Origin of the sequence: Flectobacillus major DSM 103 (genome assembly GCF_000427405.1) — a bacterium.
Classification (GTDB): Bacteria; Bacteroidota; Bacteroidia; order Cytophagales; family Spirosomataceae; genus Flectobacillus; species Flectobacillus major.
This window is the reverse complement of record NZ_KE386491.1, coordinates 4,740,699-4,764,928: the sequence shown is the minus strand read 5'-3', so window position 1 is coordinate 4,764,928 and position 24,230 is coordinate 4,740,699. Positions and strand designations below refer to the sequence as shown.

20 protein-coding genes and 1 pseudogene are annotated in these 24,230 nt (G+C 33.0%); 6 read left to right on the top strand and 15 right to left on the bottom strand.

The genetic code is table 11. The features are described 5' to 3' along the window. From FLEMA_RS74265 to FLEMA_RS77400, 6 genes and pseudogenes are all read right to left on the bottom strand, one after another. The gene (locus tag FLEMA_RS74265; protein WP_044173644.1) at positions 1–2,253 is read right to left on the bottom strand and encodes a serine/threonine-protein kinase; all 2,253 of its coding nucleotides are present in this window, start codon (positions 2,251–2,253) and stop codon (positions 1–3) included. A gap of 26 nt (positions 2,254–2,279) precedes the next feature. Then, the gene (locus FLEMA_RS74260; RefSeq protein ID WP_044173642.1) at positions 2,280–2,858 is read right to left on the bottom strand and encodes an FHA domain-containing protein; all 579 of its coding nucleotides are present in this window, start codon (positions 2,856–2,858) and stop codon (positions 2,280–2,282) included. Positions 2,859–3,649: 791 nt separating this feature from the next. After that, on the bottom strand, positions 3,650–4,975 hold the full coding sequence (locus tag FLEMA_RS74255; protein ID WP_044173639.1) for a hypothetical protein: 1,326 nt from the start codon (positions 4,973–4,975) through the stop codon (positions 3,650–3,652). A 417-nt stretch (positions 4,976–5,392) separates the two neighbouring features. Further along, the gene (locus FLEMA_RS74250; RefSeq protein WP_044173638.1) at positions 5,393–6,325 is read right to left on the bottom strand and encodes a hypothetical protein; all 933 of its coding nucleotides are present in this window, start codon (positions 6,323–6,325) and stop codon (positions 5,393–5,395) included. Between the two features lie 107 nt (positions 6,326–6,432). After that, on the bottom strand, positions 6,433–6,723 hold the full coding sequence (locus tag FLEMA_RS74245) for a hypothetical protein (RefSeq protein ID WP_510186136.1): 291 nt from the start codon (positions 6,721–6,723) through the stop codon (positions 6,433–6,435). A gap of 75 nt (positions 6,724–6,798) precedes the next feature. After that, positions 6,799–6,891: pseudogene (locus FLEMA_RS77400) on the bottom strand (hypothetical protein); the annotation flags it as partial. Between the two features lie 698 nt (positions 6,892–7,589). On the opposite strand from FLEMA_RS77400, the gene FLEMA_RS0154695 reads away from it, so the two are divergent. Continuing rightward, on the top strand, positions 7,590–8,405 hold the full coding sequence (locus FLEMA_RS0154695; RefSeq protein WP_026997261.1) for a LuxR C-terminal-related transcriptional regulator: 816 nt from the start codon (positions 7,590–7,592) through the stop codon (positions 8,403–8,405). Between the two features lie 45 nt (positions 8,406–8,450). On the opposite strand, the gene FLEMA_RS74240 is transcribed toward FLEMA_RS0154695, so the two are convergent. Further along, positions 8,451–9,134 carry a hypothetical protein gene (locus tag FLEMA_RS74240; RefSeq protein WP_044173636.1) on the bottom strand — a complete coding sequence of 228 codons (684 nt, stop codon included), beginning with the start codon at positions 9,132–9,134 and terminating at the stop codon, positions 8,451–8,453. Positions 9,135–9,341: 207 nt separating this feature from the next. Next, positions 9,342–9,860, bottom strand: a complete 519-nt coding sequence (locus FLEMA_RS74235; protein WP_044173634.1) for a hypothetical protein — start codon at positions 9,858–9,860, stop codon at positions 9,342–9,344. 145 nt (positions 9,861–10,005) lie between these two features. Here FLEMA_RS74235 and FLEMA_RS0154655 point away from each other — a divergent pair, with 145 nt between their 5' ends. Continuing rightward, the gene (locus FLEMA_RS0154655; protein ID WP_044173631.1) at positions 10,006–12,855 is read left to right on the top strand and encodes a tetratricopeptide repeat protein; all 2,850 of its coding nucleotides are present in this window, start codon (positions 10,006–10,008) and stop codon (positions 12,853–12,855) included. 6 nt (positions 12,856–12,861) lie between these two features. On the opposite strand, the gene FLEMA_RS74230 is transcribed toward FLEMA_RS0154655, so the two are convergent. The 5 genes from FLEMA_RS74230 to FLEMA_RS74210 form a co-directional block, all read right to left on the bottom strand. Continuing rightward, positions 12,862–14,661, bottom strand: a complete 1,800-nt coding sequence (locus tag FLEMA_RS74230) for a caspase family protein (RefSeq protein WP_044173629.1) — start codon at positions 14,659–14,661, stop codon at positions 12,862–12,864. Positions 14,662–14,750: 89 nt separating this feature from the next. Then, positions 14,751–15,536: a hypothetical protein gene (locus FLEMA_RS74225; protein ID WP_144080160.1), complete on the bottom strand. Its 786-nt coding sequence runs from the start codon at positions 15,534–15,536 to the stop codon at positions 14,751–14,753. Next, entirely contained in the window at positions 15,520–16,959 is a 1,440-nt protein-coding gene (locus FLEMA_RS74220; RefSeq protein WP_044173625.1) for a hypothetical protein, read from the bottom strand. Before FLEMA_RS74220 ends, FLEMA_RS74225 begins: the two co-directional genes overlap by 17 nt. Positions 16,960–17,120: 161 nt before the next feature. Next, a complete protein-coding gene (locus tag FLEMA_RS74215; protein ID WP_044173623.1) occupies positions 17,121–17,555 on the bottom strand; it encodes a hypothetical protein in 435 nt (144 codons plus the stop codon). 95 nt (positions 17,556–17,650) lie between these two features. Further along, positions 17,651–20,410: a tetratricopeptide repeat protein gene (locus tag FLEMA_RS74210; RefSeq protein WP_044173620.1), complete on the bottom strand. Its 2,760-nt coding sequence runs from the start codon at positions 20,408–20,410 to the stop codon at positions 17,651–17,653. Positions 20,411–20,549: 139 nt separating this feature from the next. On the opposite strand from FLEMA_RS74210, the gene FLEMA_RS0154475 reads away from it, so the two are divergent. The 4 genes from FLEMA_RS0154475 (at position 20,550) to FLEMA_RS0154450 (ending at position 23,184) form a co-directional block, all read left to right on the top strand. Further along, entirely contained in the window at positions 20,550–20,981 is a 432-nt protein-coding gene (locus FLEMA_RS0154475) for a hypothetical protein (RefSeq protein WP_044173617.1), read from the top strand. A gap of 72 nt (positions 20,982–21,053) precedes the next feature. After that, on the top strand, positions 21,054–22,235 hold the full coding sequence (locus FLEMA_RS0154470) for a hypothetical protein (RefSeq protein ID WP_144080159.1): 1,182 nt from the start codon (positions 21,054–21,056) through the stop codon (positions 22,233–22,235). 98 nt (positions 22,236–22,333) lie between these two features. After that, positions 22,334–22,741, top strand: coding sequence for a hypothetical protein (locus tag FLEMA_RS74205; RefSeq protein WP_144080158.1), 408 nt, complete (start codon positions 22,334–22,336; stop codon positions 22,739–22,741). Beyond that, positions 22,681–23,184: a hypothetical protein gene (locus FLEMA_RS0154450; protein WP_044173612.1), complete on the top strand. Its 504-nt coding sequence runs from the start codon at positions 22,681–22,683 to the stop codon at positions 23,182–23,184. Before FLEMA_RS74205 ends, FLEMA_RS0154450 begins: the two co-directional genes overlap by 61 nt. 115 nt (positions 23,185–23,299) lie before the next feature. Here the strand turns inward: FLEMA_RS0154450 and FLEMA_RS74200 are convergent, their stop codons facing one another. Together FLEMA_RS74200 and FLEMA_RS74195 are read right to left on the bottom strand one after the other, a co-directional pair. Then, entirely contained in the window at positions 23,300–23,530 is a 231-nt protein-coding gene (locus tag FLEMA_RS74200; RefSeq protein ID WP_044173608.1) for a hypothetical protein, read from the bottom strand. A 2-nt stretch (positions 23,531–23,532) separates the two neighbouring features. Then, complete coding sequence (locus FLEMA_RS74195) at positions 23,533–23,952, bottom strand: hypothetical protein (RefSeq protein ID WP_044173566.1); 420 nt, start codon at positions 23,950–23,952, stop codon at positions 23,533–23,535. Positions 23,953–24,230: the final 278 nt, after the last annotated feature.

The window sequence follows — 24,230 nt, the reverse complement described above, 5'->3', positions numbered from 1 at the left end:
TTAGCGTTCGTTTAAGTTCATAATTCTAAGGTTATTCTTTGCTTGGACATTCCCTTTTGCAATTGCTTTTTCGAAATAATCTCTCGCCATAATGTAACTGCTACTATTATAGTATTTTACACCATTTTCGTTATAGTATATCCCTAAAAGTTTAGTGGCATCGACATTCCCATGTTGTTCGGATAACTCACAAAATATTATAAACTCAGATTCGCTGCTTTTCAATTTATATCCACCTTTAAGATATAAAAGTGCTATTCTAAGGTAATTTTTTCCAGCTGTAGAACTATCTTGCTTAATGGCTTTTAAATAGTATTTTTTTGCCTCAGCATAATCTTTCTCAACGCCAGTCCCTTCTTTATAATCGAAAGCTAAGTTTTCGATGGCTGTTATGTTATCATTGTCATAGTCAACTGCTTTCTTTGTATATTGAAACGAGCGTTCATAGTCGGTGGCCACATATTTCCCCATGTAGTATAAATAGCCTAATCTTGATAAAGCACTAGAATAATTTTGTTTGGCGGCACTGTTTATTAATTCTAACCCTTTGATTATATCTTGGGGCATTCCAATACCTTCTAAATACATGTTTCCTAATGCTAATTGTGCCGTTGGATGCCCCTTTTCTGCCGACTTTTTATACCATTTTGCAGCTTCTTCAAAATTAATGTCTGTCCCATTACCATAAAAATACATTTGTGCTAGATTTGATTGGATGAAGGCATATTCTTTGTTCGCGGATTTCAGGTAATACTCAAATGCTATTTTATTATTTTTAGAAACACCATCCCCACTAGAATACATTGCGCCTAGGTTTCCTAAGGCTTCTGGATCTCCTGATTCTGCTAATTTTTTCATGGCTTCAATTGCCTCCAAATAATATCTGTCAGCTTTTTCTGGGTCCTTTAATACACCTTTACCTGTTTGATAGGCATTTGCAATTCTCCAATACGCCATTTTAAAACCTTTTTTAATAGCTTTATTGGTATATTCCCAGCCTTTGTTATAGTCTTTTACAGTCCCTAAGCCATTATACGTTAATTCTCCTAAATAGTAATCAGCATCCCCAGAGCCTAAATCACTTGCTTTTTGTAGTTTTGAGAATGCTTCTTTATATTTTGCATTGTAAAACGCAGACATAGCAGGAACTAATTCATGTAGCATTGCAGATTTTTGTTTAGTAGAGTCAGCATCAATGTATTCGAGAGCTTTATCAAAATAAACTGTTGCACTATCGTAATGGGCAATTTCTAAAAAATCACTTGCTTTTTGGTAGTTTTCCTGATGATGAGTGATTTTGTGATTATGATTTAGATAGAAACCAATCACTCCCAAGGTTACAACAATACCACAAAGTCCCATAATTTGAACCTGCTTTTTCCTCCACCAATCTATTGCTTGGGGATTGTTTAAAGCGTTACGAAACTCTGCTACACTTTGGAAACGATTTATTGGTTCTTTTGCAGTCGCTTTATCTAAAAAATCATAGATTGCGTCACTCAAAATACTATTTTTAGGTAATGGGCTACTTACTTGGGCTTGCATTGTATCAAATTCATTTCCCTTTTCAAAGGGTGGATTCCCTGTAAGCATTTCGTAAATAGTGATACCTAAAGCATATAAATCGGTAGTTTCTTTTATTTTATCATTCTCACCTTTGATTTGTTCGGGAGGTGAATAATTCGGTTTACCAATCAACGTACCTACTCCTGTTAAAGATTTTGTTTTTCCCCCTGTTATTCTAACGACTCCATAATCCATCAGTTTTACACTACCATCACTACATATACGAATATTAGAAGGATCAATATCTCGGTGGATTATTCCATTTTGATGTAAAACCTCTAAACCATTCAATACCCCATTTATAATTGGTTTGGCTTCATCGTAGGAAAATACTTTGTTTTGGATTTTATTAGAAGCTATTTTATCGCTTAAATTTTCACCTGGAACAAAAACGCTCACATCGTGATAAATGCCGTCTTGTTCAACAAAATCAAGCATTTCAATTAAATTATCATGTTTTATTTTAATTTCTGAAGCTCGCTTTACCCTCTCTACATTATTAACATTTTCGGTAAGGTCTCTGAACAACACCTTAATAGCTACATTTACCTCTTCATTCTCGTTATTCGTGTTTACTTTTTTTCCACTGAAAACACGTCCCATACCCCCAGCGCCTAAAAAGCTATTGACATCTTTGGGGTTGAATATATAGGTATTATTATCGCCTTTGAGTTTGATATACGACATATACAAGAGATTTTTAGTGAAAGGGCTTAGTAATTCATAGGTTTTGTCCCGTCTGAATTGAACTCTCTTGAAGAATAATCATAATCAACAATTCCTCTAAAAATATCGCTCTTCTTTAGATTTTCGGCGTATTTATCAACTATCATAAGCTTCAATTCATAATTGCCTATTCTTAACTTATCATTATTTTTAGCGATAATACCATTATAGGCTAATATTTTCTTGCCATTCAAAAATGTACCATTGGCTGAAGCTGTGTCAATAAGCACCACATCAAATTTATTTTCGTCCTCATTTCGAGTAATATTGAGTGTAGCATGTTTACTTGAGACAGTACCTTCGTTAAGTTTTATGTTACAATCGTTTTCTTTTCCAAGAAAGTTATTACCTTCTCTTAGTACCCAGTACTCCCCAAGTTCTGTCTTAGAGTAAGATACAAGGAAACCTACTAATGTATTGACACCTTCTGGATTTTCCGATTTATGATCATCCTCGTGACCAGCGATAATTGTGCCACCACTTTTCATATTTCCTCCTTCACTATTTTGAATGGGAATTGTTCCTCCATTTTGAGCGGAATAGTTATTCAATTTGGTATTTGCCATGATTCTTAATTAATTGATGGTACAAATTTTCCTATATAAGAAGTTGGTGTTTAGTCACCTGTTATCCAGTCACAAATCTCAAGGACTTTATTAAACAGCTATAGTCGATTGTTTCGAAAATACAATTGACGCTATATCATAATTATGAGTTTAGTCTTTATTTTTATTCTTCCTATCTAGAAGAATAGATATTAAAAATGATAGAAATAAAACAATGGAAAGAATCAATAAAGCGAGACCAACTAAACCCTCCAAAGCGTACAATTCAAATTGGGACTCTTTACTTGTAGGCCAACACAGTACAATTAAAGATAATATTAGAATACCAAAGGATGAAAAACCTAAAAAAAGTTTATTTCTCATATGAAATATATTTTGCTTTGAAGGTATACAATTCTTATAAAATAAAACACAATTATTCTGTTATGTAACTTGGCGATGCTTCTTTGTCACATTCTTTTAAAGCATTTTCAATGTCACCCTGACAAGCGTTGTAATTAATCTTTCATTTAGAATGATCACTAGTTTTGACTCGATAGCATTAAATTAGGAAAGAGATTATCTAAAAACTTAAAATAGTTAACCCATATCCATATACGTGCATTATTATATAGACATAATACTCTCTTTAATTAGAAATGAGAGAAAATAGCTTCATCTCGTTTTCGCTAGAAGATCAATAACAATGTCACCCTTCTTCATTTAATACGATTAAATAGTATATAGATTTCAAAATAAATAATCAGAAAATCAAATAACTTCACCACTTAATTGTTACAGCATCCAACCTGCTAAAAAGGTAAAGGCCTTACAAAATTTCTGTAGTAGTTTACGTCTACTTCAATCAAATCATTTGCGGCTTTATATTCTGGATACTCTTTCTTTGTTGCGTAATTAAGTGCGTACAAAAACTGGTTAAAATAAGCATTCTTTTTCTCAGAAGGGGTTTTAGCTTTGTCTATTATATCTGATGACGAAAGCATGGTTGTTTCTAAATATAGGCGTTTTCTATCTTTCCTGTTGCTAGTATAAAAACCTAAAAAGCAATGATCATGAGTCAATACCATTAAAGTAGAAATCCCCATTGCTCTCAAAATTGAAGCGAAAACAACAGTACCATCCACACAGTTTGCCTGTTGTGTTTTTAAAGCATTATCGAAGGTTCTAACCTGTTGACTTTGAAAATCAATTGTGCTATTTGTTGATGTTTCTGTAGTACTGCTATATTGAAACCCTCTATCATGAAGGACTTTCCATACTGCGGCAACTTGGTGAAGCGTATTTAACTCATCTCCTTGATAGCCAGACACTGAAGTAATCATTTTAGTATTCAATGCTTCTTTTAGGATTTTGTCTACCTCTGGATGTTGCTCTTGTATATACGAGGTAAAAAGGAAGTCAAGTTTTTTATCTTTATAGCTAAATAAACAGTCATTTATACTTCTCATAAAAAGAGGGACAGATTTTTCTTCTTTATTGCCATCACTATCAAATATCCTAAAAACTACATTGATTGGTGTGCTGCTCAATTGTTTAGCGAGGGTGGAGACATTCCATGGAACAGAAGGCATAAAATATATTTCTTGCCGTGCTTGTTGAAACATAAAATCACCACTCACCTTATCGAAGTACTGTTTATCAACACTTTCTATTTCCCATCTAACCGGAATAAAGGATTTATCACTATTGAATCTAAAACCTAATGAACTACTTTTAATAGAATTCATCATTGGATCGTCTACCTCTCCTTTATATGTTGCCATACTAATAATAACGGATGGAAAAAGTTGATTTTCAAAATATGCAACCGGCTCCCATTTAAAATTTGTGAAGACTCCTTTTTTAAATTTAGGTTTTGTCTGTTGACTTTCAGAAACTGAAGATTGAAACGAGTTATCTTTTACAACTTTAACGGATTTGTTAAATTCAGCGCTAGTACGTTTTGTTGCATCAATGAGCCCTCCCAAACTTTTTATAGCCTCTGCCCCATTTTTAAAGGTTTCTGAAGCATCTTTTAATAATTTGGGGAGTTGTGCTCTTGTGTCAACACAATTTAGTAATAGAAATAAACATACAAAGCATTTAGAAAAGCTAAGGCTATATTTCCTGTATTCCATTTTTAGTAAAATTAATTATTGTGATCAATATTATTATAATGTTATACGTATTCAATTCAAAAGGTAAAATACTATAATTTAGATCTTTAATCATTCGTTTAACCACTTACGAATCAGTATTCAGACTTTAGCAATAGCAATCAATTAATCTAAGAATGAAGTATTACACATTAGGCTGTAGGCATGATTCAGAATAGCTTCTAATATTTCATAAAAAGTAATTTCCAACTATTAGAATAGGACATAAAGCCAAACTTGAAGCATGTAAAATTGATTTAATGTTATCCACTAAATTATTATATCAAATAATAGAATATTTTGTCTGATGAATTTAACCGGTTATAAAGATGCTTTCATTTTTGGATAAACCTGCATAAAAACAGAATTGTATAAAGCTTTAGAATTCATTTATAGGCACTATTTTGAACGAATGATTTTAATATTTATCCAGTAATATCCACTATTATTTGATGGGTCACTATCGTTTACAATAAACTGTAAATTACCATTCTCTCTTACAGTAAATATTTTTTCATAATTTACTGAATCCCAATTTTTATTACCAACCCTAAACAATAAACTACCATGCTTGAAGCCCTCTATCCTGTTATAACTAGTATAACCATCAATACCTGGAGGTTCTCCATTACCAGCAAAGGTACCAAGGGTTATTTCACCACCAGCTTCCATATAAACTTTATCTCCGATATTAAGGTAAATTGTGGTTGGATTATTGAATGAGTCAATTCTTTCATACCTGTATTCTAACCTCAATCTTTCCATCGCTGATTTTGGAAAGTCGTCTATCAACTTTGAGTCTTTATATCTCTTCCAGTCCAAAGTAGTGATATTTCTATACTTGAATCCATAAGCATATCCTATATTTGCATCAGGAATATCTCTCATTTCAATTGCATGTATTCTATCTTTGAGTAGATAAATATATACATTTGTATCGATCAAAGATTGACAAAAATAAATAGCATTGTCATTTATTTGTTTTAGAAGCTTTGTACATAGCTCAAACTCTGAACACCTATACTCAAAGGCTTTGCCATACTTTGTAATTAAGTGTTCATTATAATCTGTTGTAGTATTATAATCTACTTTAGAATATTTCCTTTCATATATCTTGAATCCTGACAAATGCCCTTCATCAAACTCTTCAAAGCATTTCTGTTGGATAGTGTTGACCAATTTATCAGACGTAGGAATCTGAAAAAAACTAATTAATTCTCCGTATGTAACTCCTTTAGTACAAAGGGGGGAATTATCCTGTGCGTTTGACTTGTAAGGCAGATTAAAGAAAAACAGACAAAAGATTAAAAGTAAAAAGCGCATAACTTTCATAGGAAATTTTCGTAATTTTTTAAGTCTGATACTACTCTACCTTAGAAGTAAATGATTTACATAAAGTATTTGCCATAATTAGTGTCATTTTATCCATCTTATTAAGATTAGTGATGATAAAATTTCTTAAAATATTCTGGATCTAGCTTTTTAGCTTGATCAAAATCTTTTTTTGCTTGCTTGAATTTTTCAAGTTTGTAATATAATTCATCTCTTTTTAAATAGGTAAGACTTATCGGATTAGCTTTTATTGCATTAGTATAATCTTTTATTGCCAATTCATTTTTATTCATATTCTTATATAATTCACCACGATATATATAATACTTATAATTATTAGAATCAAAATGAATTGCCTTTGAAAAATCATTTAAGCATGAATCTGGTTCTGCCAAAATAGTATTATCATTTTTATCAAGATATAGATTTGATGCTCTACTAAAATATATATTTGAATCGGTTGAGTCTGTAGTAATTGCTAAGTCATAATCTTTTCTGGCTTCTGTAAACTTTTTGAGTTTAACGTAACATTCTGCTCGCTTTACTAAGAGATCAGTTGTATTAATATCTTTTAATAATTCACTATAGTTTTTTGCAGCTTAGATAAATTTTCCCTCTTCCATTTTAGAATCTGCAACAGCGATGGAAAGAAGTCTTTTAGCGTGTCTGGCAGAAGCATCCATCATTGTGGTAAAGGTTACATCATCTTTTTGTGTATTGCGATTTTTTAAAATAACCGATGCAAAAAAAAATAACGAATAATAAGTTGGCAAAAGGTGAAAGAAAAGTAATAACTATTTTAATTATTGCGTTCAAATGGGAGATTCTCCATATTTTGTATATCCCTACTGGGAATAAAATGACACAAATGGCATAAATAAAAAAAATACTATTATGCCATTTTTTAGTTTTTATTTCAGTTTTCATATCTGTTAAATTTATACTAACTACACAACTTCTGTGTTAATGATTTGATTCAAGCATGGGAATCCACCTTCTTGATAGCTATGTTATTGTGTAGAAATTATTCTACCGCTACGATAGAAAATATAATATGTAAGCTGTCTCTAATCAAATCTTTAACTTGACAATAAAGACTTATATTATCTTTCCGTATACCTCCATCCCTTACAAATCAAGTATTATCTACGGTTACAAAATAATAGATGATTTAATATAAAATTTTACCCTATCCTAGGGCTATTTTTTAAAAAAAATAGTATTATTATATTAAAAATTAATCTTTAGTATTACCTTAATTAAAATGGATACAAATGCTGTATATTTGAGCGTAAAGGCCTTTGCTGATGAACACTACAATAAAAAATCAGACTATGAGTTTATCGTTTCACAAGAAACTCAACAGACAGAGATACACCGTTTAAAAAAGGGAATAAGGCAAGAACAATTTTTTATTATCATTGACTTACTTAATTTCAAGATTATTGACCACGGAGGTTTGGAAGAGTTTGGTTTCGATTCTAAAACCTTCTCACTCAAAACATATTTCCAAATGATTCCATCTAAAGGAATCACCTCTTTATTACAGCTTTTAGGAGAACAGACCTTTCTTAAAGCCAAATCTCATCTTATGGCTTTTTTGAAGCCATCCTTTATTGTTCAAATACCTATGAAATTTAAACATGAAGAGGATGTGCATTTTCTTGTGAAGCGAACTATATCTCCATGGCAAATAACTAAATGTGGGAAAATTACCGCTTATGTAGCAGAATTTACTGTAATTAAAACTTATGATTTTGAACCCTTAAATCCAAGGATAAAAGACCTACCTGAAGAATACTCTAATTTAATTTTACGAGAATTTAATAGGAATTTCAATCAACTAAAACCAGCAGATAATCCGTTTTCGCCTCGTGAATTATTAATTTTAAAAGAGTACGTTAATGGAGCGAGGTCTTCCAAAGATTTGGCAGAAAGTCAAGGACTTAAAATCAACACTATTAATAGTTATAATAAAAATATTCTTGAAAAAGCAAAACAACTTTTTGGAGAGGATTTACCTTTATATACAGCATTGGATGTGGCTAAATTTATGAGCAAACAAGGTCTTTTAAAATAACATGAAGTAAATAGCATCTGGATTTACCTCATGTTATGAATAATTTTACCCTAATGTTACTTTTGTTTTCTTGAAAACTGAGTTCCACCTTATCTTTAATATTGATTTGAGTTTACTGTAGATATTACTCCATATTAGATTATAAAGCAAACGTAATGCTTGAAAACGTAATGAGCCAGCATCTAAAAAATAAATCATGACAGCTATTCCTCCAGATTTACTAAGGGTTCCTTTAACCTGTGGAGGTTTCATACCAAGATAAAATACCTTCGAAAAGAATTGCTCCTGAAATTGTTGAATGTGTAATTCTACAGAGCCTCCAAAAATATATCTGTACCCTTTTTCTTTTACGAGTTTAAGTGTTTCAGATAGCATAATGCGATAAAAGAATATTCTATATTTAGGGATTATTTTTCGCTTCATCCAAATACAAGAGATTTCGACTGCCTCTTTTTCATTAACACCGAACTTTCTTTTTAAGGCTCTTAGAGTACCAACTCCATCTTCGTTCCCTTCGAAAATACTAAAGTATCGGAATGAGTTACCATTTGATGCAGAAGCGAGTACAAGTCCCCCAACCATTTTAGGGCCAGAAAAGAAGCAATATGTATCTGCTTTTTGTAAATAATCAATTGAAACTTCTGTCTTCGACAAAGCTTCGTATTCGGTTTTATAAATCTGAAGGAACTCTATCCCTGGATTTTTGAGGTAATAAAAATTATGTGTCATAGCATCTGATGTTTATATTTTGTACTATTTATATATCAGGAATTATAGCTTCTCTGTGAGTATTAATGAAAATAAATTATTCTCAAATTGTTACATTCTGCAATAATAAGGGGTATATCAACATGGTGTATTGATGGTAATTATTTTGAATGAGTTGACAAAATAAACAAGATTGCTCACCGCATAGCAGTGAGCAATAAATCCAAACTACTTTAATTTAAACCCTACCCCAATTCTTGCATTGGTTGAACCAACAGCCCCCAATTCAGCGAATGCCCCTGTTGTGTCCGAAAAATAGTATTTAGCCCCTAAATGTGCTCCCAAGTATATGCCACTCCCATAGGCATCTATTGATATTCCTGCATAAGAGTCTGCCCAACTAAAACTTCTGTATCCTAAGCCTGCTCCTGCGTATAGGTCGAACTTTTCATCTTTGATGTTCAATATCCTGTTGAAGTGATATGAACCTCTTCCTCCAAAATATAGGGCAGTAAATCGATAACCATAATTTGATGTTGAGAGATAATCTACATTCGCACCAACACTAAGGTCATCATCAATACCTACTTCAAAGGAAGCACCAAAGGGAACACCTCCGCTATAATAAGAATTGAGTCCTAGACCCAGATTTAATAATTTATCGCCCTGCTGAAAGGCTTGAGCATGGACTTGTCCTGCGATTAAAGCAGAGATAAAGATGATTAAGGTTACTGCTAATTTTTTCATGGTAATAAAAGTTTTTATTAAAGTTTATGAATTACAAACCCCTTCTGGAGGCTTCAACTTTAAATAGCTTTTTATAGAAGCTCTGTGAGTTTCTATTGAAAAATTCTTATTTTTATTTACAAATCTTTTGGCCATAAATCACACCATGAAAACTCAATCACTTCTTTCGTTAGTAGGTCTTATCTTTTTTAATTTTTTGATGGGTTGGAAAACAGAGGCTCAGGTTAAGGCAAAGTCTCCTTTGGTAGATCCTGTTATTATCCCAGCCCCTAAGCCTAAACAGGTATATACCTTAGCCTTTATTGTTGGTGTGAGCAAATACAGAGAGATTGAGGGATTGAAATATGCAGATAAAGATGCTCGTGATTTTAAAGCCTATTTACGATTAAAGGCTGGAGGCAGTGTGCCTGATAGTAATATTGTAATACTGACAAATGAAGACGCAACTTTTGGAAGGGTTACGACCCAATTAGAATGGTTGAAGGCAAGTGCTTTATCTAATAAAATTGACACAAGCAAATATCAAATTAAGGTTATACTCTTTTTTTCCTCACATGGCTACGAGGATAAAATCGTCTATAAACAAGACACTGCTACGCATGGTATTTTATGTTTGCACGATACAAGCCCAGGCTATAAAGATAGATTTTTGGCATTGCCTTTTTTGAAGGATTATGCAGAGGATGTTGCTTTTTTAAAGAAAAAAGTATCGGTTAATTTATATATAGATGCTTGCAGAAGTGGAGCATTGATAAGTCGTACTCAAAGCTCAATCTTGAAAGAAGAATTATACAGGAAATGGAGGTATAATAATATCACAAAAATAGTTGCTTGTCTCGACAATCAGAGTGCTTATGAAGGGAAGAAATGGGAAAATGGAATATTTACCTATTATCTTTTAAGAGGCTTAATGGGATTAGCGGATGGTCAAGAATACAGAAATGATAAACCTGATGGTATTGTGATGGTTCGTGAAATAAAACATTATATAACAGATTGGATTGCTAAAGACCTGTTAATGAATGTACAGACACCTGAAAAAGAGGGACAAGACAACACTGTACTGGCAGTGGTAGATAGTGTAACCTTGAATGAACTTATCAAGAATGAACCCATTGTGGTAAGGGAAGGAAAGGTTTATCCAAAAAGCTTTGGTGAACATTTTATAAAGCAACTGAGCCAAGAATGCCAAACTGCTTATACTCGTTTTGTGAATAATTTGGACTTAGGTTTTATGGATAAAGCCATCCAAGACTATGAGTTATTAGCTAAGACAACCACTGACCAAACAGCAAAAAATCTTATCAAACTGGAACTAATTGCAGGGTTGGTTGATGATAGTTATGAACATTTATCAAAATATTTAGCGAATGATAATAAACCCATAAGTAAGGAAAAAATTGAGCAAATTATTCAAAGTCTAAATTACAGTTTAGTTTTATTTGGAGTCCGTGATTATCGGTATAATAATTTATTAGCAGAAATCAACTATTTTGAAGGACTTTTAAGTAGAATTTACCGAAACGATTTACTATTTGCAACAGCTAAAATGCAAGAATCTATTCTTCACAACAACCGAGCTATATATAGTTATAATGAATTAGGGTTTATATATAATAAGCAGCAAAAATATAAAGAAGCACTTAACATTTTTGACAGAGCATTAAAATTGTCTCCAGAATGGATTTTTTTATTGAATAATAAGGCTGTAGCTCTTTCAAATTTAGGAAAGAATATGGAAGCTATTGAGTATGTTGATAAAGCAATCTCTTTAAAAGAGAGAACCTTTACTCTTTTTTATAATAAAGCTCGAATTTTAAAAGAACTAGGTAGATTTAGGGAAGCCTTAGATTATTATGACTTAGCTATTTCTATAGATAACACAATTCCGCAATTATATACAAATAAAGGTGTCTGTTTAGAGAAATTAGGCTCTTATGAGGATGCTATTAAATGTTATAATATTGCTATCGAGCAGATGCCCGACGAATATCTTGCATACTATAACAAAGCTGAGGTCTTTACCACATTACAGAAATACAATCACGCAATGGAGTTGTATAATAAGGCTATTTTTATAAAAAAGGATTTTGTGGAAGCTTACATGGGTAAGGCTATATTATTTGAACTATTCTCTCAGAATGACAAAGCATTAGTATGCTATGATACTGTTATTACAATAAAACCTGAATATCCTTATTCGTATTATAACAAAGGTTTACTTTTGAAAAAATTAGGTGAAGAAGAAGAGGCATTAAAATCATTAAATAAGGTAATTATGTTGAAAGATGATTTTGCTGATGCCTATTCTACAGCGGGGAATATTCTGAAAAATCAAAAAAAGTATTCAAAAGCTTTAATTTATTATGATAGGGCACTTGAGATAGAACCCATGAACTCAGTTTTTAATGTAAATAAGGGATTACTTATGTATGAGTTAGGTAATTATAATAAGGCATCAGAGTATTACAGTAAAGGAATAGAATTTGATAGGTATAATATAGATGCTTATATTAATAAAGCTAATGTATTAGCGGATTTGAAGAACTACGATAAAGCCATTGAGTTTTACAATGTAGCTATTTCATTAAATCCAGAAAATGCTCTTATCTATTATAATAAAGGCTGTACATTAGGTCAAATGGGGAAACACCAAGACGCTATTGATGCTTACGACAAAGCAATTTATTATAAAAACGATTACATAGAGGCTTTCTATAATAAAGGATCTCGTTGTTCAATAATTCACCAAAATACAAATGCTATCGCTTGTTATAAAAAAGTAATAGCCCTAAATCCTAATATTACTAACGCCTACTACAACCTATCTCGCCTACACTCCCTACAAAACCAGCCCAAAGAAGCTTTATCTTATCTTGAGCAAGCTTTACAAAAAGGCTATAACGATTTTGCCTATATCAAAGAAGATACAGATTTAGATAATATTCGGGCTTTACCAGAGTTTAGTACTTTGCTCAAAAAATATCAAAAATAAAATGCCTTATTTTTCCACTACGGTATATTTTATCTCATGGAAATAGCGAATATGTTTAATTATTTCCCAAAGTTGATATTTTTGATATTCTTGTAATGGGGTGTTTTGCTTGGGGTCACTATCAAAGAGATACTCTTTAAGGTAGTGACCATCAAAGGCAACATCACTCATGACTACCCATAAAGCAGAAGCACCCAGCGGTGGAGTTATCTTGGAACGAAATATATTATTGTCAGGTTGTTGAGTGCGAAATAAAGGAACTGTATCATCTGTATTGGGGTCTTGCATAAGGTAACAACTTCTTACACCATTGGTAGCTGTTACATCAAAAATATCATAAAAATAGCCATCGGGAATTTTTACAGAAATACTGATATTATCTTTTAAACTAAGGGTTTTAAAGGCAGCACTGGGCAGACAATTATTATTATTATTTAAACGTATTGTATGGTCTGCTAAAAGTTCATACTGATTGATACAATCTTTCACTTCAACAGCTAAAGACGAATTATGGAACAGTTTTAGTACTGCTCCAAGCTCTTCTCTTGATTGAATAGCTTGGAATTTTTTTATAGCTTCTTTAGTACGTTCGCTGATGTGAATAGACGTGATTTTTTCGGCTTGGATACCTTGTGGGAATTTGATTACGATGGCATCTTCTTCAATGTCTGTAACTAATCCTTCTGCTTTTTTTATGCTATTTTCAAACAAGTTAACAGTATAGCCTTTTTCAAATAAAAATGGGTTTGCTAATGTAAAGCTTACCTCTTGAAATTCATCTCCCACCGCTTTTTTAATTGTCTTTGGAGGTTTAATTCCAGTAGGCTGTGAGCCATTACTCTTGAGCAGTACCATAAATCCTTTAAAGGTACTTTCTCCTTTAAACATGGGCAATTGAGCTACTTTTGTATCAGGTTTTAGCTGAATACTTGGACTTCCTTTCTTGATTGATTTTAAATAGTCCCGAAATTTGAGATAGAATGATAGATAGCTTGGCGTATCTGATGGATAGATTGCTTCAAAGGCATATTGTATTGCTGCAACAAAATAGCTTATGCGATTAGGGGAAGTATTTACCTGCATTAATTGATTTGATGCTGCCATCACAATAAATGGTGCAGTGTTCAGAGATTTTTTAATGAAAAGAAGGCTATTGGCTTCAACGAAGTAAGAAGCATCCTTTAGGACAATATTCGCAGACTTGTTCTCCCCTTTTTCTGACCTATCAGAATAACAAAAATCAGCTAACAATAGGTAATGCCCATCTTTCCCTATTTTTTCTAAAATCTTTTCGTTAAAACGCCCTATTTCATCATCAATAATGGCATTGGGGCTATAGTCAAACAGTCCTTTGTCGTCTGTTTGCTGTCTTGTATTAATTGATTTTGAATCGTATGGAGTATCTTTACAAACAAACACTTCGTCATCAGTATCATTTTGATTCGGGTCAGCTATTTTCTCATCCCCTGAATTATCATGAACTTTATTACCATGTGAACAAAGATAGACTACACAGGTTGCTCCTGGGGGTAAACTACTGATAAACTTATTAAAAGCGTTTCTAAATTCATCTGATGTTAAATTTTTCCTAACAACAATATTCGTAAAGCCTTGTGTTGTCAAAAGATTGCTGATAGTTTGTCCACTCTCACTAATAGAACCCAAGTCACCAGTCTTATACCATGAGTCATTATCAAACTTAGTATTCTGAACAATAAAAGCATATTTAGGAGATTTTTGGGCAAAAGTCTGCGATACCAACAACAGACTAATAAAACAACATACAATGGCTGATTTAAGTAGCATAATGAGTAGATTAGAGTTTAGCCCTAAGCTACTCAAAAGAAAAGAATTTATGAAACAACAGCACAAAAAAAGTGCTGTTGTTCAGGATTTTAACGCATTGCTTCCATTACTTTAGCAGCAAAGTCATGAGTATCTTTCCAGTCTATACGTTCTTTTAGTACTGAAGCAGCCACTTGGGCTAAAGTAGTGGTCTTCTTCTGATAAATGAGCGTTTTCATGTATCCAATCGTAGCTCTTTGTCTGGTTAATCCTGCAATATTTTTATCATTATATATTTCTTCAAAATAACCTTGAGCCTTTGAGTATTGGTTATCGTAAAGATATATCCACCCTAACCAGTAAGTTTTACATTGCTTTTGGTAAAGTCCAGTAGGTTTCCATTCATCTAAATAATGAAGGAATGCTTGTTTATCCTTTGCAAATTTCAATCTCAAATCATTCCCACAATCGCATAAGGTATCTATTTTCTCTTCTGTACTTGGGCCAGCAAAACCTTTGGTTTCATTATTTTCTCCAGCAAGTTGATATAATTTTTCCCACGTTGTATTATCAGGCGTTTTGATACTTACACTATTTGGATTACTTAAATCGTAAATATTATAGACCAATAATGTAACACCAACAAGTACAATAACAGATGCAGCGAAAGCAAATGCCTTACGACGATACCAAGGAATAGGCTTTGCTTTTGCTTCAAGCAATTCATCAATAAACGCTCGATTGTCGGCTAAGTGCTTGAAAACAGGGTCTTCAACTTGCTCTATCCTTGCTTGAAAATCGGGATTATTTTCAAGTAATTCTTCAAAATCAAGGGTTTCTTGAATTGTCATAAACCCGTTTTGATATCTATATAAATTTTCAGAATTTAGTTCCATTGTCATTTTTTTTATTGATTGAATACTTTTCTATTACTTCAAAAAACCTTTCAAATTTGGGATTATCTATTATTAAAATAGTTTTTCCATCTTTTTTGGATTGTCTGGTTTTTTCTTTGGTTTTATCATCATTTTTACCATGCAATTTCTTTGCAATAATATTGTAATCTCCTAACTCCTCTAAAAAACATAAAGCTGTATTAATCCCTTTAATTTCCTTTCGTTTTTCTTCATAAGGCTTTATCAATGGAGCTATTTGCTTGAGAATAAGTTTTTTTGTTTCTTCTTCATCATAATTTTTAAACTCATTCAAATCAATTAAGGTAAAAGCCTCAATACTCTTATCTTGATATTTAGCAGAAATATCGCCACTTTCGCTTTCTTCGATAGTCTCTACTTCTTTAAAACTATCAAAACGGTAGCTATTTTTATGCAATTCATTCATTTTCCTTGTTGCAATGGTATTGATATAGCCTCCAAAATTTTGATTATCAAAAGAACCATTCCAGAACATTTCTCGGATATCATCACGGATTTCAGAAACGATTTCTTCTTGTTCATCCTCATGTTTTTTTTGTCCTGCTCTTTTTACAGTAGCTTGAATTCTTCGCTGTAAATCAGGAATTTGTACCTTTTCGTATTGATTCTTTACTGTTAAAAGAAGTTGTATGAACTGTGAAAATTCAGGTAATGAATAGTAATTCATCTCCAAAAGATTGATTTTGCCAATAGCAGCTTGGTTATATAATTTCACTAATGGTTCCGTTTTAGATAATTGTAGTAGCTGTTGAACAATAGAATCATTAAGGAAAGTCTGAAAATTATTTTTTTTAGTCAAAAAGCTCTTGTATAGGTCTTGCTTTTTAATTCTATTTTCTGCTATTTCTTTATAAAAATGTTTTTCAATAGCTTGCTTGAGCTTTGAATTTACACCAAAATCATTCTTTATACCAGTAATAAAATCATTTATAGAGTTCTTTAAGTCAAATACTACTTGCTCCTTATAAAAATTTGCAAAAATATTACGGACAAAAGTTGTAACTCTACTTTTATCCTCCTCCTTTTTTTCACTTTCTTCTGTTGATAAGTCGGCATCTTTTTTCCCCAGATTATTATTGAAATAATCTTGTAAATAATTTTTAATTTTCTCTTTTTCTAATGGCGATGCCTTAACATCTTGCAAAAGAAAAAAAAAGGCTTTTTGCGTTTGGGTATCGCTCAAATCAACTTCGTCCCAACGATTCAAATAATAATCAATCGACTCTAAGGCATTTTGGATATATTTTATCCTTTTTAGAGCTGTTATGATGAGTGTTGCTTTTTCTTGGGGCAATAGATTAGGGCTAATCATGTCTCCATAGTAATGCCCATTATTGGCATAGAGTAACATTTCTGAGATTTTAATATTTTCTATATTGACCATTGTATTACAATTTGGGGGTTAGTTTCGGGGAAAAGCGATATAGTTTTGAGCTATGAGCTGTGAGTTTTGAGTTAGTAATTGTCCTTGCCTAAAATACATTTTCCTCAAAATCAATTAACAGATAACTGACATACAGCAACTTAATCAACAAAAAGCATTAGCTATTTTAAGGATGCCAAAGCAAGGAAAAGCTGACGGCAGGTATTGGTACTACTTTTATTGACACAGCCTTTTATTTCGGTTATTAGCTCCTGATGCGTAATAGAGCTGACGGTATATTGAAGAACATCGCCTTCCATAAAAAACAGAAAAAGATTGTTTTCCTCTAAAGACCAATAACCAGAACATATCGTGGCGGTTTCTTTCTTTTTTCGATAGCCATTTACCTTGAATTTTCCTTCTGGCAAAAAAACATATACATAGCTGGAACCTATGGTTTCGGCTTTCTCATTTATGGCATTTGTATCTGCTAAAAGCCATTTTTGATGTGTTAATAGCCCAAAAATATCTGGCTTGGGATGTAGCTTTTTACTACTCCACTGACTGAATGCCCAAGCCAATACTAACAACGATAAACCTAAAGCCCACTTTTTCATTTGATTGACATTTTTAATAATCTACGATTGATTTACTCTCAAAGAGTTTCTAATAGACTATCTAAAAATGCAGAGGCTGTGTGAGTTTTCTTGACCTATTTTTGATATTTTTTGAGCAACGCACTAAACTCTGGCAAAGCCCGAATATTATCTAAATCTGTATCTTCTTTGATATGGGCAAAATCGTTATAGCCTTTTTGCAAGGCTTGCTCAAGATAAGACAAGGCTTCTTTACTTTGGTTTTGTAGGGAATACAGGCATGATAGGTTATAGTAGGGATTTTGTTGCTGAGGATTTAATGTGATTGATTTTTCAAAAGCATTTATTGCTTCTGCGTATCGTCCTAATCTACATAGAGAGAATCCTCGGCTATTATGAATATCTGATATAAATTCATTAAATGCAAATGAGAATAACCGCTTCTCATAAATTGCAATCGCTGAATCATAAGCGATAATTGCCTCTGTATCTTGGTTTAATTTAGAAAAGCAATAACCTTTCACAATATATCCATCAGCATAATCTTTTTTTAATGCAATCGCTACATCACATGTAGCAATTGCTTCAGCATAGTGTTCTAAAAGGTAGTGTGCATTTGCTTTATAACCATGCACATATACATCGTTTCTTTTATGAGCTATTGCCAAATCAAATTCTTTAATTGCATCGGAATAAAACCTTAAATTATATAAAGCAAATCCTTTTGCATAGTATGCACCCGCAAAGTCTTTTTTTAATGCTATAACTGAATCAAACGCAGTAATTGACTCCCTAAACCGACCTAAGTTAATGAGTGCTACCCCCTTAGTATTATATGACATTATAAGTTCACCATTATTAATCTTCACATTAGCAGAGTCGAATTTAGAATTAATATACCGATTTAAGTTTCCTCCAACATAAGACTCTTTGTTATAATTTGATATAAATCTATTATTTATGAGAATAGCAGAGTCGGAAGCTATTATTGCTTCGTCATTACGCCCTAACCTCACTAAACAATCCCCTTTATTATTATATGCTTCAATTAAATCTTGTTTATATATTAATGCAGTGTCAAAATAGCACACAGCTTTTGAGTACTCTCCTAATTTAGACAGTGCAAATCCTTTGTTGCAGTAAGCAAGTGCATAGTCTTTTTTTAAATAAATTGCAGTATCCAACACTCTTATTGCTTCTTTATATTGTTCTAACTTTACTAACACAACACTTTTATTGTAATACGATTCTGCAATATTTCTATTTAGAGCTATTGCACGATTAAAAGCTATTATTGACTCTTCCAATCGGGTTGATTCATGTAAAACTATCCCTTTACTACTCCAAAGATTAGCCCAATTTGGGTAAATCTTTAATCCTTTGTCAAGGATATTTAAAGCTTTGTCATAATAGCCTTTAATTTCAAGTAACACGGCTAAATCATTGTACACGTATATGGCAGTAGTATCTTGTGTCAAAATGGTAGTCAATATCTGTTCTGCATTACCTAAATTGTTATTGTAAATTTCTCGTAAGCTTTCAAAGAATTTTATTTCAGAAACTATACTCTTATATCTAAAATCATGTTTCCCAATTAAGTCTAAAGTATAATTTAAATTTTTAAGCAAATCTTTAATATTTATTTTTTTTAATGCTGTGCTTCTATCATCGCAAACTAAATAAGATGATAGAATACGATAACTATCATCCATCAACTCAGCTATTAACTCTCGTTTAATAGAACCTCTAATAGGCAAATATTTTTCCTCTGTAATTTTTTTAGCTAATAATTCATAATTTTTAACAGCTAAATCCATAGAACCTATGTATAGGTTTTTAGTAAAACGTTTGTAGATACGCTGGATTTCTTTGTCCATGTTATTGATACTCTTTTCAACAAAAGACTTATTCGTAAAAACTCCAATATTTACTATTTCAATATTGGATTTAATACTTGCTAAGGTAACAGAATCAACCTTTGCTAAGGTCAAACGTCCATAGCCTTGTTTTTCTGGCATTTGGGGGTTATCTGCCCCCAAATCACCTTCTAAGTGCTTGGCTAAGAAATACGTTAATTCATATAAACTTACCTTCTCATCTTTATTGCCTTCATCATCTGCCAGCCCTCTTAAGCCTCTTAGTAAGTAGTAAGTAAAAGCCCCATTGTTCCATTGCTTACTTTCATAAGAGTATTCACGAGGGCTACAAGACACTATTTTTAGCACATTATCCCAATTTTTCAACGACAACTCGGAAGCCCAAGCCTCTTCTTTTTTCTGAGTTATATCTAAGCCTGCTCTACAAGCATCAATATATACCTCCACTTTCGTATTTTCTCGTTTCAATAACCTTTGGGTGTATTGATGAAGTCTTTCAAACTGAATACTCGATTGTGTAGGAAAACCCCTATCGGTATCATAAGTCAACAAATAGCCTTTTTCTGCCTTTCCTACTGGGTCTATAAAAGCTCCTCCGTGCATAGAAAAGAAGAGTACAATTCTAACCTTTTTACCAGCTTTTGTTTTTAAAGCTCTCTCTTTCAAATCCTCCAAATGTCTATATATCTGTGAAGACGTAGCCATAGTGTCTTTGAGTAAGACAATATTCTCTTCAGGAACACGCCCCCCTACTTTAGAAACCAGAAAATTGGCAAAGTCAATAGCGTCTTGATGGGCAAATTGGAGATTCGGCTGTATGGTTCGGTACTTACTAACCCCAACGACTAAAGCAAGTGTAAGCTCTTCGTTTGAGGTGTTTTTTGTGACTATGGGTTCTGTTGCTTTAGCTACGGGCGTTATTTTTTGAGCTCTGGCTGTATCAATCGTTGTACAAAATGTGAGTAAAAGGAGGATAAGGCTAAGAAAAGTGTTTTTCATGGCGTGTTGCTATTAATATAAATTTTATTACTGAAGATAAAGATTTTTTCACCAAAACTCACGAAGCTAAGGGTATTTAATATAGACAAATAGAAAGCTTACTATCAGGCTTTTGACACTATAAACCCCCTATCAGGAAATGAAAAATATCACCATGCTTACGCTGGCTTTTTTTGCCATGCTCTTGAGTGCTAAAGCATCTTTAGCCCAAAACACTAATATGGAACGAGAACTCGTAGCTATTATGGCTCAAGGAGGGTATGCCGTTTCTGAAACACTGTATGCAGACGTAAAGGAAGGCTCCTCTACCTTTCGCTGGAAGACCTTCTATTCGCAGGTAAATTATATGATTGTTGCTTTTGCCGAAGAAGATGGCGTGAATGACATAGACCTCTATCTGTATGATGGAGACAACTACTTGCTATCAAAAAGCACTTCCAGTAACAACTACGAACTGCTCAAATATACGCCGTACTCGACCCGACAATTGAAGGTACAAGTAAAGAATTATGATAGCTACTCCTCCAGTTATACTTACCGCTTGAAATTCATCATTTTTTACAGGAACTAATATGTAACATTTCCTTATCACGAATGTTGCTTGAAAGAGAACATTCGTGATAAGGGTAAACCCAACAACACAATGGAAAACTCAAGAAATTATAACGAATTAGGCTTTAGCCAATCTGTTGAACATGGAGGTCATGCAACTGGCTTAGAAACAAATTTAATTGTATTGAGAAATGAACATATACTCAAAGATGATTCGTCAAATGCCAGTATTCAGCAGGAAATCAACAACAACGACAACGCGATTTTGCAGCATGACAAAGACAAAATTACGGCTCAAAAGGAAATTCAAAGCATTGAAGAGGTAAAGATACCAAGCCGCAAAGAGCGTATTGAACAAAACAAAGAAAAAAGACATCAGTACGAAAAAGCATTGCACGAAGGACAAAAGCCAGATGAGGTAAATCGTTTTGAGCTTTATCGCCTGCGTGTAGTCATGATTTTGGCATCTATCTATCTTTTCGGGTTTTATGTAAGCTCCAGCTATATGGCATTTTTTAGAAGTGTTTCAGAAGCCTTTACGCAGCAAACTCGTGAGAAGGTTATCAACACACTTTTTCAGTCGGTTTTCTCTGCTGATGCTTTTGCAACATTGAATTTTCACTGGCTTATTCCAATCGTTTTTCTCCTATTTGCCACAATCGTAGAAAACCTGATGAAACGATATACAGGCAAAAAGAGGATAGTGTTTACGACGGTGGTAATTATAGCTGTATTCATCTTCGATGCTATTATTGCCTACAAAATAGAAACTACTAACGAAAGTCTCAAGCAACAAATGGGCTTTGGCGACCCCAATTATTTATGGTGGAAAGATGTAACATTTTATGGGGTCTTGATGCTGGGATTTGTACCGAGTTTACTGCTATCGGCTTCGACCTATTTTTACACCAAAGAGTTGGAAAAGATAGATGGCAAAAGAATCATTCGACTTGAGATTGAACGCATTACAATGCTGATAGAGCAGTTGTATCAAGAAATAGACGAGCTAAAAATCAAGGTACAAGCACAACAAACCCATATCGCACAATTAGAACTAAGTGTTGTACATCTACAAAAAACGAATGAAAAACTTTTGTCACGGGTATCCATCAATAAACCTGCCTTGGATAAAGCACTAAATGAGTTTTACGATGGTTGGATTAAGATATTCCCATCTATGCCAGATGCCGAGAGCAAAAGAGCCAAATGTGATGAAGTATATAAGCATTTTAGGCAAACGTATTTAGGCAACGAATTTCTTCATAATAATTAGTAGCCTCGCTAAAATGCCATAGTGATTTGAGCCTTTTTCTAAAAAGCTATGGCATTTTACTCTAAAGTAAACTAAAACTCATTATAACCATCAAGAATATGAAAACGATTATCCGACTTTCAGTCATAATGCTGATACTGCTACTTAGGTCATTTTCACACACTTTTGGACAGGCAGCCAAAAATCCACCTCCTCAAAAATACATCATTTTACTTGATTTATCGGACAGGCTTTTGCTACCACAACAAGCAGATAGAGACAAGGTATTGATTCAATCGGTCTTTGCAGAATTTGAAAAAATAGTCAAGGGGAATTTTTATATTTTCTCAGAAGATGTTTTTCAAATCAACATCATTCCGCAAGAAGGGGGTATCGATAACGATATTTATACACAAAACCTTTTCATTGATTTAAAGAGTATTCCAACTTCACAAAAAAGAATAAAATGGAAGCTTTTAAAAAGAGTCTTCCAGCATTACTTACAACTTTATACAAAGCAGCCATAGAGAAAAGAACTAAAACGACTGATTTTATGGGAGCTGACACTTGGCGTAGCTTCAACGATTTTTTACCGCAAAGTTTACTAAAAAATGGGCTGAATAAATTGTTTATTTTAACCGATGGTTATCTTGATTTTGAGAGTAATAGATTTGTTGGAAAAAACGGTAACAGAACAACTGATTCAAGAATGATTAACAGATTGAGGAATTTAACCAATTGGCAACAAGTATTGAACTCACCCGAAGAAGGAATCATACCCGTAAAAAGTAGCTTTGGAAATCTTCAAGTATGTGTAGCTGAGATTCATCCCAAAAATATGGCATTACAAGAACAAAGTATCATTATTGCCTTATGGAAAAAATGGTTGAATGAGATGAAAATACGACAAAGTACATTTATCGTTCGGGGGAATATTTTAGAGAATAAGGTGCAACTTGCCTCATTCTAAAGTCAAATTTCATCCTAGCATTTACTACCAGAGAAAGTGCTAATTTTAAGGTTTGAAAATAACCATCAGGCCTTAAAATTAGCTATATATGGAAAAGAAAATGGTGGTAATGTTGTTACTCTATACCTCCCTCAACGTCCTCTTCCTCCCTCTTTTGCTTAGGCAAGTAGTAGAAGATGATATAAAAAAATACTCCGAACACCAAGAGTAACAAAATCAATAACATACGTAGCACTCCAAAGCCTTTACTGGTAGATGGTGTGACTACTTCAATAGCTTTCTCAATAGCTAAACCTGATAGACTTTCGCCCACATTTTCAAACGGATTAGAAATTATTTCGAACATGATTACGAGAGTTTAACGGTGTCTAATAAGATGGTGTAAATATCCTCAATCTGGGTAATCGTTTTACTTACGGTCTCTCCATAGATATTTCTGTATTCGAGAGTCTGACCTTTACGCAGTTGAAATGCGTTTTGCAATAACTCATTTTCATAAAAATCGACTTTCCTTTTAAAATGATGAAGGTCGGCTTTTTGTTGAGATAACAATGTCTCCAACTCAGAGTTGTTGTCTGATTTTGTTTGCTGCTTTCGGGTTGATATGATAGTGTCTACATACTCACTCAAAGTCATTCCCATTTGCTGAGCCTCTTGTGCCAATTCTATTTTAGTTCGAGCTTCACACTTGAAGCCTAAGGTTACTTTGTTGGTAGCATATTGGAGTCCTTCCAACTGTAATGCTCTCCCTGTTCTAATTTCGTTCATTGCTTAATATTAGATTAATCGTTATTAACTTACTGGTTTAAAAATAATTAACCCTCGAAAACCACCTTTGGGTTAACGAGGGTTAATATGCGTTAATTCGAATTAATTGAAGTTAATTCATGCTGTTTACATGAGTCAGTCAGGGGGCTCTCCTAGATGGTTTATGATTAACTCCACTTGCTTAGGAGTGAATATCCTTTGATTTTCAATCAGAACAAGATTCGAGATTAATCCAAGCCATTTATTAAAAGTAGGTAGGCTTACCTTATATTTTCGAG